The 12,623-nt window shown below is 35.2% G+C and carries 15 protein-coding genes; 1 reads left to right on the top strand and 14 read right to left on the bottom strand.

Translation table 11 applies throughout. From position 1 onward, the window contains the following. Positions 1 to 18 precede the first annotated feature (18 nt). From ABXT44_RS06305 to ABXT44_RS06270, 8 genes are all read right to left on the bottom strand, one after another. Positions 19 to 378, bottom strand: a complete 360-nt coding sequence (locus ABXT44_RS06305) for an FtsB family cell division protein (protein ID WP_416677436.1) — start codon at positions 376 to 378, stop codon at positions 19 to 21. After that, on the bottom strand, positions 379 to 783 hold the full coding sequence (locus tag ABXT44_RS06300) for an RDD family protein (RefSeq protein ID WP_416686385.1): 405 nt from the start codon (positions 781 to 783) through the stop codon (positions 379 to 381). A 29-nt stretch (positions 784 to 812) separates the two neighbouring features. Beyond that, on the bottom strand, positions 813 to 2,078 hold the full coding sequence (gene xseA / locus ABXT44_RS06295; protein ID WP_416686384.1) for an exodeoxyribonuclease VII large subunit: 1,266 nt from the start codon (positions 2,076 to 2,078) through the stop codon (positions 813 to 815). Beyond that, on the bottom strand, positions 2,071 to 2,565 hold the full coding sequence (locus ABXT44_RS06290; protein WP_416686383.1) for a Smr/MutS family protein: 495 nt from the start codon (positions 2,563 to 2,565) through the stop codon (positions 2,071 to 2,073). The genes xseA and ABXT44_RS06290 overlap by 8 nt, the downstream gene beginning before the upstream one ends. Before the next feature lie 97 nt (positions 2,566 to 2,662). Next, complete coding sequence (rpsT, locus tag ABXT44_RS06285) at positions 2,663 to 2,923, bottom strand: 30S ribosomal protein S20 (RefSeq protein WP_416651240.1); 261 nt, start codon at positions 2,921 to 2,923, stop codon at positions 2,663 to 2,665. A gap of 83 nt (positions 2,924 to 3,006) precedes the next feature. Beyond that, complete coding sequence (gene hflD, locus ABXT44_RS06280) at positions 3,007 to 3,612, bottom strand: high frequency lysogenization protein HflD (protein ID WP_416686382.1); 606 nt, start codon at positions 3,610 to 3,612, stop codon at positions 3,007 to 3,009. Next, positions 3,605 to 4,693 carry a tRNA 2-thiouridine(34) synthase MnmA gene (gene mnmA / locus ABXT44_RS06275; protein ID WP_416688453.1) on the bottom strand — a complete coding sequence of 363 codons (1,089 nt, stop codon included), beginning with the start codon at positions 4,691 to 4,693 and terminating at the stop codon, positions 3,605 to 3,607. Before mnmA ends, hflD begins: the two co-directional genes overlap by 8 nt. Before the next feature lie 2 nt (positions 4,694 to 4,695). Then, on the bottom strand, positions 4,696 to 5,610 hold the full coding sequence (locus ABXT44_RS06270) for a PhoH family protein (RefSeq protein WP_416686381.1): 915 nt from the start codon (positions 5,608 to 5,610) through the stop codon (positions 4,696 to 4,698). Between the two features lie 81 nt (positions 5,611 to 5,691). On the opposite strand from ABXT44_RS06270, the gene ABXT44_RS06265 reads away from it, so the two are divergent. Continuing rightward, a complete protein-coding gene (locus ABXT44_RS06265) occupies positions 5,692 to 6,714 on the top strand; it encodes a polysaccharide deacetylase family protein (protein WP_416686380.1) in 1,023 nt (340 codons plus the stop codon). Between the two features lie 2 nt (positions 6,715 to 6,716). Here the strand turns inward: ABXT44_RS06265 and miaB are convergent, their stop codons facing one another. The 6 genes from miaB to ahcY form a co-directional block, all read right to left on the bottom strand. Further along, positions 6,717 to 8,039, bottom strand: a complete 1,323-nt coding sequence (gene miaB / locus ABXT44_RS06260; RefSeq protein ID WP_416686379.1) for a tRNA (N6-isopentenyl adenosine(37)-C2)-methylthiotransferase MiaB — start codon at positions 8,037 to 8,039, stop codon at positions 6,717 to 6,719. Next, positions 8,040 to 9,074, bottom strand: coding sequence for a mechanosensitive ion channel family protein (locus ABXT44_RS06255; RefSeq protein WP_416686378.1), 1,035 nt, complete (start codon positions 9,072 to 9,074; stop codon positions 8,040 to 8,042). After that, positions 9,074 to 9,571 carry a murein hydrolase activator EnvC family protein gene (locus tag ABXT44_RS06250; protein ID WP_416686377.1) on the bottom strand — a complete coding sequence of 166 codons (498 nt, stop codon included), beginning with the start codon at positions 9,569 to 9,571 and terminating at the stop codon, positions 9,074 to 9,076. Before ABXT44_RS06250 ends, ABXT44_RS06255 begins: the two co-directional genes overlap by 1 nt. Next, on the bottom strand, positions 9,561 to 10,139 hold the full coding sequence (locus ABXT44_RS06245) for a YqaA family protein (protein ID WP_416686376.1): 579 nt from the start codon (positions 10,137 to 10,139) through the stop codon (positions 9,561 to 9,563). The genes ABXT44_RS06250 and ABXT44_RS06245 overlap by 11 nt, the downstream gene beginning before the upstream one ends. Before the next feature lie 14 nt (positions 10,140 to 10,153). Then, positions 10,154 to 11,050, bottom strand: a complete 897-nt coding sequence (glyQ, locus tag ABXT44_RS06240; protein WP_416686375.1) for a glycine--tRNA ligase subunit alpha — start codon at positions 11,048 to 11,050, stop codon at positions 10,154 to 10,156. A 140-nt stretch (positions 11,051 to 11,190) separates the two neighbouring features. Continuing rightward, on the bottom strand, positions 11,191 to 12,603 hold the full coding sequence (ahcY, locus tag ABXT44_RS06235; RefSeq protein WP_416686374.1) for an adenosylhomocysteinase: 1,413 nt from the start codon (positions 12,601 to 12,603) through the stop codon (positions 11,191 to 11,193). Positions 12,604 to 12,623 lie beyond the last annotated feature (20 nt).

Raw genomic sequence — 12,623 nt, 5'->3', positions numbered from 1 at the left:
TTGAGATAATGCCATTAATTATAAAGAAGAATCAATAGTTTCTTCTAAATTATCAGTTACGATAATCTTATTAATTTTAAAAAAATATTCCCCTTCCTTAATTAGGCCATATTTAAATCTAGCTTTAGACTCAACCAATCTTGAGTCTTCTTCAGTAAAGCTGTTTATTTGACCTTCAATCAGAGCATTTTGATCTATTAAATTAGTATTAGTTTTCTTAATATCATTGATTATTTTTTGTTTATTTAAAACAATATATGGGAAATTATTAGTAAAAATATTCTGCTTTATTAGAGAAAATAAAATAACAATGAGAACCAGAGTAAGTTTATTTCTATTAATAAACCCAATTAGTCCTGTGGCAGATCTATTACTCATTTATTTATGAATTTCAGTAAGGTAAGTTTTCGAATAGTAATCATGCAATGGAAGCTTATATTTATTAAAAAACTGAAATATAAAGCCAATTCCTGCTAATGAAGTTATCGCTAATATTAACCTTAAAAGAGATTGCTTATAAGTGACATTTTCACCATCTTGCTGGGTAATTTCAAACTTCCAAGCTCTCATGCCCAGAGTCTGCTTACCTTTAACCCATGATATGGAGAAGTAAGAGAAGATTACTGGAAGCGTTAAAAGATAAAAGAAAAGACTATTAGTGATAGGCTCTTTTTGGTTGATAAGAATTACTATTCCGGCAATAAAAAATACAAATGAGAATACAAGCAATAGATCATAAGTAATTGAGCCTAATCGACGTAAAAATGAAACATTAGATTGCATAATTTAATTTACTAGAGTGTTGATGTGCTCTAATTATCCTCTTTCTTTGTAACTTTTGAAATGACTTTACCGTCATGAAATTTAGTAACAATAAGGTCTCCAGAATTAATTTTTCTAAATGAAACTATAACTTTTTCTTTTTCATTATGCGTTATTGTGTAACCCCTTGAAAGAGTATTAAGAGGTGATAGAAGATTAAGAAGACTGGCTTTATTACTTAATTCATTTTTTTGGTGCTTAAAGAAGTAATCTGAGTAGTTTTTTAATCGAGTTATTTGTTGATTAAGATTTGTCTTATTTTTATCAATTAGACTATTTGTAATTCTAAATAAGCGCATCTCATAGTCATCAAGTTTTTGAGCATTTTGAAGTAATTGTTGACTTGGATCAATAATTTTGAGCTGAAGCATATTTAGGTATGCATGCTTTTGACTCAAAGACTGAACCATTAAGTCTTGCAAATTTTTTCTCAATTTAGATGCTTTATAGATTAAAACGTTGCGGTCAGGCGTTGCAGAAACAGCAGCAGCTGATGGGGTTGGTGCTCTTATATCAGCAACAAAGTCAGCAATTGTTGTATCAGTTTCATGACCTATAGAGCTAATTATGGGAGTTGAGCATTTAAATATTTCTCGAGCAAGCTCTTCTTCATTGAAAGCCCATAAGTCTTCTAATGATCCTCCACCTCTTGCCAGAATGAGAACATCACAATTTTTTTGACTGTCAGCAGCTTGAAGCGCTTTAACTATTTTTTTATGCGCATTTTCACCTTGAACAACTGTGTCATAAAGCAGAATTTCGGCAAAAGGGTAGCGTGAATTTAAAACTTTAATTATGTCCTTTATAACTGAACCAGTGGATGAAGAGATGACGCCAATTTTTTTAGGATACAAGGGCAGATCTTTTTTATTCTCCAATTCAAATAATCCCTCAATCCTTAACTTATTCTTTAGTTGGTCAAACGCAAGCTGAAGGTTTCCAATTCCTGCGGGCTCCATTTGTTGAACTATTAGCTGAAAATCTCCTCTTTGTTCATAAAGTGTTGGCGCCCCTCTAATAATTACAGACATTCCATTTTCAGGATTAAATTGTACTTTTCGCTGATTTAACCTAAAAAATGCACATCTGATTTGACCACTTGAATCTTTTAATGAAAAATACCAATGCCCAGAAGATGGTTTAGATAAGTTTGAAATTTCACCTTGAATGAAACAATGCGGCACATTTTTTTCAATTGAGCTTCGACACAACCTCAAGAAGTTAGATACGGTATAAATTTCATCAATATTAAACATTTGCTTTGAGGTGAACAAAAACAGCCCCAGTTCCGCCCATTTCCTGCGTGCAGGAACAGAATGCCAGCACTTCTGGGTGTTGCTTTAGATAATGAACTACTTGGGACTTCATAATTGAGAGGCCATTATCTGAGTGATAACCTTTTCCATGAATAACATGAATAAAGCGTTCGTTTGAATGAAAATGAATAAACTTAGAGAGTGATTGGCATGCCTCCTCTATCTTATGGCCATGCAAGTCAATTGATGGAGTGGAGCCTATGTTGCCTTGTTTCATTTTTTTAAGAACTTTTGGCGATAATCCAGATTTATAATGAACTACAGCTTCGGAGCCAGATATATTAGGTTCATATAAAAAACTATATTTTTGAAACAGTTTGTTTGACCCATTTTTAGAGGTAGCAGTTTTTTTAACACCATCTTTATCGATAGGTTTCTGTTGATCTATAGTAGATCGAAATAATGATTTGTCGCTTTCATTAATCATATTAGTAAAAAATTTGAATATAAAAAAACCCTCAACAGAGGGCTTTAATTATAGCAATGATTTTGCTATCGATATATTAACCTGCAGTAAGCAAATTTTATAGCGCCTTAATTTGAGCAATAATACGAGATTTCTTTCTAGCCGCTTGATTTTTATGCATTAAACCCTTGCTTACAGCCTGATCAACATTTTTTTGCATTTCAGTAAAACCACTAGTTGCTTCTTTTTTATCTCCAGCATCAATAGCATAGGAAACCTTCTTAATAAAGGTACGAACTTTTGCTCTAATTTGAGAGTTATGTTTATTGCGCTTTACTGCTTGTCTTGCGCGTTTTTTTGATCCTGCTGAATTGGCCATATTTTATTAGTTAATGCTTAAATTACGAAAACATGAATTATAGAGTCTCGACTTGATTTATGCAAGCATTTGTTTGCATTAGGTTAATTTGCTAAAGATTTAATACATTCAAGTGTTTTCTTCTTATTAAGCAATAATTGCCAAGTATTACCGCCTTGAGTTTTCCATAAAGACACAGCTCTTATTCCTGCAAGTAACAAGGCTCTTATATGGTTTGCAGTATGACGGTTTGAAAGATAAATTTGTTCACCTCGGACCATGATTGTTGGATTGAGGCTTCCAAGTGTATTTTTATAAAGCTCTGCCAGTCTAGCTATTGAATTGCTATGGTGAATGTCAAAAAATTCTTGTTTATTAATAACACTAATTTCTTTTGAAATTTGATTTAATAAATCTGGTTTTTTCATTAATTTTTTTTCTAAATTTATTAGGGCCGTTGCATAGAGCATAACATTGTGCATATCAATTGTTTTCTTCTCAAGAATTAATTTTAATGAATCAAAGCCTAACTTTAGGTCCTCGGGAGAGGTAAATATTTCATCAATAGAGTCACTTTTGCTAACAATACTGCTAAGGCTTGCTTTATTAGTATGGCCATCACATTTACCTGTCAGAGCGAGTTGATGCACTAAAGCTGTTGATTGAAATATACTTGCTAGTGCAAGCGTTTTTTTTGCTGTCTTATTCATTAGATTTTGATTTGATAACGCTACCACCTAGGCAAATATCTCCATCATAAAACACAACAGATTGCCCTGGAGTTATCGCTCTTTGTGATTCAATAAAGTCAACTCTAATAGTCTGGTCATCATTTAGGCTTACATCGCACTTCTGTGAGTCTTGTCGATACCTTATTTTAGCACTGCAGTTGAAAGATGACTTGGGAGGGCTATCAACCCAGTGGATATCATCTGCAATTAGAGAGTTATGATAAAGTAAGGAGTGGTCACCCTGCACTACAATAATTTTATTGGACTCTAGAATTTTATCTGCAACGAACCATGGCTCAGGAGAATTGCTAAAGCCTCCTCCAATTTCAAGTCCTTTGCGCTGACCTATTGTATAGAAAGGCAGCCCATCATGATGTTTGATAAAGGCCCCATTTTGATCAACAATATCACCTTTCTCTTTTGGCAAGAAAGTGGTTAAAAACTCTGAAAAAGGCCTCTCGCCTATAAAACAAATACCTGTTGAGTCTTTCTTGTCAGCATTAAGAAAGTTATTATTTTTTGCAATTTTACGAACCTCTTGCTTGTCAATTTCACCCAATGGGAAAAGACTTTGAGATAGTTGTTCTTGGTTAAGTAAATGCAAAAAATAGCTTTGGTCTTTATTTCCATCTAGTCCTGACTTTAATAGGAACTTGCCATTCTCTTCTGCAATCCTTGCGTAGTGACCGGTTGCGATTTTTGTTGCACCGAGATCTTTTGCGTAATCCAAAAAGGCTTTAAATTTAATTCTTTGATTGCAAAGAACATCTGGATTAGGGGTCCTTCCTTTTTTATGTTCAGATAAGAAGTGCTCAAATACATCTTCCCAATACTCATGAGAGAAATTGACTGTATGGAGTTTGATCCCAAGCTGGTCTGCTACTTGCTGAGCATCAGCAAGATCTTGAGATGCGCTGCAATATTCATCGTCATCATCTTCATCCCAATTTTTCATGAATAATGCTTCTACTTCATAACCTTTTTCAAGCAAAAGAAAAGCTGCAACGGATGAGTCAACTCCTCCTGAAAGGCCAACAATGATTTTGTTGTCAGTTGCCATCATTACGCATTATCGTAAGCTCTTACAATATTTTTAACTAGTTGATGCCTGACAACATCTTGGGCATCGAAGTTACAAAAAGCAATTTGTTCAATATCTTTGAGAATTTTGATTGCATCTGTTAGTCCTGATTGTTTTGGATTTGGCAGATCAATTTGAGTAACATCACCTGTAATTACCATCTTTGAACCAAACCCCATCCGAGTCAAAAACATTTTCATTTGAGGTATGGTTGTATTCTGGGCTTCATCAAGGATGATATAAGATTCATTTAAGGTTCTTCCTCTCATGAATGCTAATGGGGCAACTTCAATAACTCGCTGTTCTATTAGTTTATTGACTTTTTCAAAGCCTATAAACTCATAAAGTGCGTCATAGATTGGACGAAGGTAAGGATCAACTTTTTCACTAAGGTCGCCAGGAAGAAATCCTAGTTTTTCACCCGCTTCAACTGCTGGTCGAACCAAAACTATTCTCTTTACATCTGAACTTTCAAGAGCCTCAACTGCTCTTGCAACGGCTAAATATGTTTTACCTGTCCCTGCTGGACCAACTGCAAAAACAGCATCATTTTCTATAATTGCATTGACATAATTTTGCTGATTAGTGCTTCTAATATGAATATGTTTTCGACTGGTTTTAATTGTGACAGATTTTACTTCTCCATTAGGGCTGTTAAGTGATTTAATACAAAGATCTATGTCACCAAAGTCGATTGCTTTAGTTTCAGATACAATAAGAAGGTCCTGCAAAACTGAAACAGCTAAAGCAGAATTCTCTCCTTTTATATTAAAGTCTGAACCTTTATTGGAGATATTAACGCCAAGGTTAGTGGCAATATTCTCAATATTTTTGTCAAGCCCTCCACAAATATTTGCTAGTTGCTCAGAGCTTTGAATGTTGAGTGTAAATTTCATGGGTTTTATTTTACTGAATTACTTTGAAAACAAATGTTAAGTTGCATGATTTGGTGCACTATTTAATTTATCATTTATCTTATGAAAATATTAAATTTGTTTTTAAAGTTATTTATTTTAATAAGCTTTTTGCTGCCTCTAAATTCCTACGCAAGTGAAAGTGGTTGTGTGATTCTTGTTTATCATCGTTTTTCAGATGAAGAGCCAAAGTCTACAAGCACTCCACCAGATCTTTTTAATCAGCATTTAGAATATTTAAAGAAAAATGATTACCAGGTGCTGCCTTTAAAAAAAGTTATTGAAAGCCTTCAAGCTAAAGAAAATTTACCAGAGAAATGCGTTAGTTTGACTGCTGATGATGGTTTTTTGTCATTCTATACTGAGGCCTTTCCGTTACTATTTGACTATCAATTTCCAATGTCTGTCTTTGTTTCAACGGAGTCTATTGATAAAAAATATGACTTAATGATGTCTTGGAGCCAGCTTCGTGAAATGGCACCTTTAATAGATGTTTATAACCACAGTAATAAACATCTTCATTTAGTTAATCAAGATGCTTTGACACTAGAAAATGAAATCTCTTATGCCCAAGACAGGATTAAAAAGGAGTTGGGTGTTAATGACAAATTTTTTGCTTACCCATATGGTGAGTATGACGATAAGACTTATTCATATTTAGATGAACTTGGCTACACTGCATTTGGACAACAGTCTGGAGTTGCAAGTCAGGCCAGTGATTTTTTAAATTTTCCTAGATTCTCAATGTCAGGGCCTTATGCAAAAATGGACAGCTTTTCACTGAAAGTTCAAACTGTGGATATGCCAATTAAAAACTATAGCCCTAAGTCTTTAATAATTTCAAATGATTACAAGCCCTTATTAGATTTAGTTTTTTCAAGGCCACTAACTACTTATGAAAAAAATAACTTTTCTTGTTTTGTTTCTGGACAGGATCTAGCAGACCTTCATTGGAGCGGCCTTCAGGCGGTAAGTATTCAATCAAAAGCCCCACTCTTGTCAGGAAGGAGTCGCTATAACTGCACTATGCCCTATAAAGAAAAAGGTCGATATTATTGGTATTCTAAACTCTGGTTAAGGTTGTAGTTTTAAATTAATTCTGCTTGAAGCGAGTTTCCTATACCGTCAGTAATTTTAACTGATACGATTTGTCCAATTAATTGCTCATTGCCAATGAAGTGAGCTGTTCTCATGTTTTCAGTCCTACCTGACAACGTTGCTCCTTTTTTTGAGCTACCTTCTACAAGGACTTTTTGTATACTTCCAATCATTGATTTAGAGATTTCTTCGGTATTTTCATTAAGCTTATCTTGAATGACGACTAATCTTTGTTTTTTAGTTTCAGCGCTCACATCATCATCAAAGCTTGCAGCAATTGTCCCAGGCCTTTTTGAGTAAATAAAACTAAATGATTTATCAAAGCCAATCTCTTCAATTAAATTAACTGTGTCATTAAAGTCCTTTTCAGTTTCACCAGGAAAGCCAATAATAAAATCTGAAGATATAGAGATACCTGGCCTAATTTTCTTTAAATTTCGAATTTTGGATTTATATTCAATTGCAGTATGCCCACGTTTCATAAGTCCTAAAACTCGGTCAGAGCCGCTCTGGACAGGAAGATGAAGATGCGATACTAACTCCGGAACTTCAGCGTAGGCCTGAATGAGCCTGTCACTAAATTCTACTGGATGAGAAGTGGTATAGCGAATGCGTTCAATACCTGAAACTTGGGCAACAATGGCTATTAAAAGAGCTAAATCAGCAACTTCGCCATCATCCATTAGGCCTCTAAAGGAGTTAACATTTTGACCTAGCAGGTTGATTTCTTTAACGCCCTGATTAGCTAGAATTTCCACTTCACGAATTACATCATTAAATGGTCTAGAGATTTCCTCACCTCTTGTATATGGAACAACACAAAAAGTACAGTATTTACTGCATCCCTCCATTATCGAAACAAATGCTGTTGCGCCATCACTATGAGGCTCAGGCAAGTGATCAAATTTTTCAATTTCTGGGAAAGAGATATCGATGCTTATTTGATTCTCATTAAGGGCTTCATTTAGCATATTTGGAAGTCTATGAAGTGTTTGTGGGCCAAAAATCATATCAACATAGGGCGCTCTTTTAAGAATAAGATCGCCTTCTTGTGAGGCGACACATCCACCAACACCAATTACCAAGTTTGGCTTCTTTTCTTTTAATTTTCTCCAGCGACCCAATTGATGAAATAATTTTTCCTCGGCTTTTTCACGAATTGAGCAAGTATTTACCAATAGAACGTCAGCCTCAGTAATGTCTTCAGTTAATTCAAGGCCGTGAGACTCTTTAAGGACGTCACCCATTTTATCTGAGTCGTACTCATTCATTTGACACCCAAAGGTGCGAACGTATAATTTAGAGATGCTCATTTATGTCTTTTGAATATGCAAAGTCTGAGTTGGATAAGCAATCTCAGCATTATGATCTGCAATTATTTGAGCAATATCAAGGAGAAGCTTGCCTTTCATTTTCTTAAATTCTCCTACCTCAGTATCGGAACTAAAGGCCCAAATTACGAAATCAAGTGAAGACGCGTTGAATACATCAAAGTATACTCGGCAGGGCTGATCATTCGCAATATGGTCGTTGTTTGCTAACAAGGCTTGAACCTTTTCAATAATACTTTCCATTTGCGCAATATCATCGTACCTTATTCCAATAACCTCATAAATCTGACGGTTAGTCATTCGAGAAGGGGTTTCAATAGGAATGGTTGCAAAAATTCCGTTTGGAACATAAACTGGATTTTTACTAAAGGTTCTAATTCGCGTCATTCTCCAGCCAATTTTTTCAACAACGCCTTCGATACTTCTATCTGAAGTGCGAATCCAATCTCCAGTAGAAAAAGGTTTGTCCATTTGAATCATAAGACCGCCAAAAACGTTGGCAAGCATGTCTTTAGCAGCAAAACCTACGACAATACCACCGACACCACCTAGGGTTAGTATTGAAGAGATAGCGTAGCCATAAAATTGAGCAACTCCAAGAATAATGGCAAATACAAAAAGGATTTTCATTAATCGAGCAAATAACCTTACAGAATCTTTATCAAAGCTTCCTTCAGATTCAAGCATAAAGTTTTCAATGCTTGAAATTAATCTTAAGATTCCCCATGTCAAAATAAATACAGGTGTGATGCTGATGTAGCTAACAATTTGATCAAGTGACTGAATTTCTGATGTTAGTTCACGCAATGACAAGTATAACCATCCATACCAAATTAGGACCTTAAGAGGGGCGGAGATTGCACGAATTAAGTGGTCATCTATTTGCGTTTTAGTACTGCCAGAATGTTTTGTGATTTGCTTAAGAACAAAGCTTAAAGCAATGTGAACAATAACAGCAATTACTAGCAGAGCTGCAACCATCTGAAATGGACTAATGTTTTGGATAAATTCATTCATCAGAGGTATTTTAATGGATTAATAGGTTCTTCGTATTTTTTCATTTCGAAATAAAATGGTTTGTCGCTGGTAAGGGCAATTAGCCCACCTTTTTGTATAATATCACCCTCACTTACAAGTAGCTCTTGATTTTGATTGTAAATACTATAGAAGCCATAAGCATGCTTGATAATAATCATTTTTCCATAGCTTGTCATTTTATCACCGCTATATACTACTTCGCCTTTTCTTATTGCCCTTACTTCTTGACCGGCAGAATTGTTGTAAGTTAATCCAAAGTGACTGTCTTTTTCAGAGTAGCTTTTAAGTATTGAGGCGTCAATAGGCAAAGACCAGTCATTGTTAACATTTGAATTACTGGTTTTTGCTTTAGTGTTTTGTTGTAAAGCCTCTACTTTGTTAAATGATTTTTCAACAACAGTAACTTGTCCGGCATCATTGGTAAAGCAGCCAGAGAGAAAAATAAGTAAAAAAAGAGTCAAAAATTTAGTATTCATACCACACAAATAAAATAATAATAAAAATAAGTAAGTAGCCTAGCCAATCTATGTACTTATTTAACCATTGATCTGCCATTTTTCCTAATTTTCTTACTAGAAACGAAACTAAAAAATATCTAGCACCCCTTGCAATTAAAGAAAAGGCCACAAAGGGGATAAGTGACATGGACATCATTCCAGCGGAAATAGTAAATAGCTTGTATGGAACTGGACTAAAGCCAGCGATAAGAATAATCACAATTCCATAAGTATTAAAATAAATTTGCGCACTCTGTAGCTTTGATTCGTAACCTAGGTTAGCAAGTAAAGGCCCAATTTGATCCATAGCAAAGACTCCAATATAATAACCAGCTATTCCACCAAGAACAGAAGCTAGAGTACAAATCGTTGCAAAATAGTAGGCCTTCGATCTATTTTTTAGAGACATAGAAGCCAACAATAAGTCCTGAATTGGCAATGGGAGAATTGAGGACTCTAAAAAGCTTATTAGAGATAGCCATAAGATTGCAAATCGACTGGCTGACCAATCTAAAATTTTGCTATAAATAAAGTGAAAGGGTCTCATTGACTTATGAGGACTTATTTTTTTAACATTGGGAAGCCAAGCCTTTCCCTAGAGTCAAGATAAGCTTGAGCTACTTTTTGGCTCATTGACCTTACCCTTCGAATAAACCTTGCTCTGTCTGTGACACTTATTGCTCGCCTTGCATCAAGAAGATTAAAAAGATGTGACGCTTTCATAGTTTGCTCATAAGCAGGAAAAGGAAGGCTCTCTTCAATGAGTTTTAAGTTCATTGCTTCAGCTTCATCAAACTGCCTAAAAAGAACTTCAATATCTGCAAGTTCAAAGTTATATTTCGATTGTTCAACTTCATTTTGATGGAAAACATCCCCATAAGTTAAGCCTTCTGTCCAAACAAGGTCATAAACGCTATCAACTCCTTGAAGGTACATTGCTAACCTTTCTAAACCATAGGTTAATTCTCCAGAAATAGGTTTACATGAAAGGCCACCAACTTGCTGGAAATATGTAAATTGACTCACCTCCATGCCATTAAGCCAGACCTCCCAGCCAAGGCCCCATGCACCTAATGTTGGTGATTCCCAATTATCCTCTACAAACCTAATATCATGCATCTGTAGGTCAATGCCAATAAAAGATAACGAGTCAAGATAAAGGTCTTGAATATCACTTGGAGAAGGCTTTAATAAAACCTGAAATTGATAATAGTGCTGAAGGCGGTTTGGGTTCTCTCCATAGCGACCATCACTTGGTCTTCTTGAAGACTGAACATATGCTGCTTTCCATGGCTCAGGTCCTATTGATCTCAAAAAGGTTGCTGGATGAAAGGTTCCTGCACCAACCTCCATATCAAAAGGTTGAGTAATAGCGCATCCTTTTTCAGCCCAATAATTTTGTAATTTGAGGATCAAATTTTGAAATGATTTAGTTGTATCGAGTTCTGCGGCTGACATTAATTTGAACTAAAAATAACAATATTAAAAATTTTACCTCACCAGCAACTTTTGAGGGTTAGCATTTATATTTTTGTATTAAATACTATTAAAAAAAATGCGGGAAGATATCCCGCATTTTTATTTAACTAAGAGAAAGCTTAATATTTATAAGTCTCTGACTTAAACGGACCTTCTTTAGGAGTATTGATGTACTTTGCTTGAGTGTCAGTCAAAATAGTCATTACGCCTCCAAAGCCTCCAACCATTCCAGCAGCTACTTCTTCATCAAGTTTCTTTGGAAGAATCTCGACTGTGACATTCGCAGCTTTTTGATCATTAGGAAGGTTCGCAAACTTTTTCTCAAAAAGATGCATTTGAGCTAAAACCTGGTTTGCAAAAGAGCCATCCATAATTCTAGAAGGGTGACCAGTTGCATTTCCTAGATTAACTAAACGACCTTCAGATAGTAAAATTAAGTAGTCGTTTTTATTTTCAGAGCGATAAATACGGTGGACTTGAGGTTTTACTTCATCCCATTTCCAATTATCACGCATATATAAAGTATCAATTTCATTATCAAAATGACCAATATTGCAAACTAAAGAGCCTGCTTTTAGGCTTCTTAACATTGCTGAATCACAAACATTTGTATTGCCAGTTGAAGTAACAATAAGGTCTGTAGTGCTTAGTAATTCTTTATTAATGCAATCCATTGAGCCTGTGTTGATTCCATCTATATAAGGTGAAACAACCTCAAAGCCATCCATACAAGCCTGAAACGCACAAATAGGGTCTACTTCAGTTATCTTTACAATCATTCCTTCTTGACGAAGTGACATAGCAGAGCCTTTTCCAACATCACCGTAGCCTATTAGAAGTGCCTTCTTTCCTGACATTAACATATCTGTTCCACGCTTTATAGCGTCATTTAATGAGTGACGACATCCATATTTATTGTCATTTTTTGCTTTAGTAACAGCATCATTTACATTGATAGCTGGAACTTTAAGCTCACCACTTTCAATCATCTCTAGAAGACGATGGACACCCGTTGTAGTTTCTTCACTGATACCATGGATTTTATCTAGCATTTCAGGATATTTTTCATGAACCATTCCTGTTAAATCACCACCATCATCTAAAATCATGTTGGCATCCCATGGCTTACCATTATGAAGAATAGTTTGCTCAATGCACCATAAAAATTCTTCTTCAGTTTCACCTTTCCAGGCAAAAACTGGAATATTTTTTGCAGCCATCGCAGATGCAGCATGATCTTGCGTTGAAAAAATATTGCAAGATGACCAGCGAATTTCAGCGCCTAGATCTATTAGCGTTTCCATAAGGACAGCAGTTTGAATTGTCATATGAATGCAGCCCATAATTCTTGCTCCATTCAAAGGCTGCTCTTTTCTGTATTTTGATCTAAGAGCCATTAAAGCAGGCATTTCAGCTTCTGCTAACTCAATCTCTTTTCGGCCAAATTCTGCCAAATTAATATCAGCAACTTTGTAGTCAAGATTAAGATCAGCAACTTTAAAGCCAGTATTATCTATTGTTGATTCGCTCATTTTATTTCCTATTAAATTGA

Source organism: Candidatus Pseudothioglobus sp. Uisw_041, from assembly GCF_048087625.1.
In the GTDB taxonomy this organism is placed as follows: Bacteria; Pseudomonadota; Gammaproteobacteria; order PS1; family Pseudothioglobaceae; genus Pseudothioglobus.
Note: the sequence above shows the minus strand (reverse complement) of the source record. Positions and strands in the feature narration are given on the sequence as shown.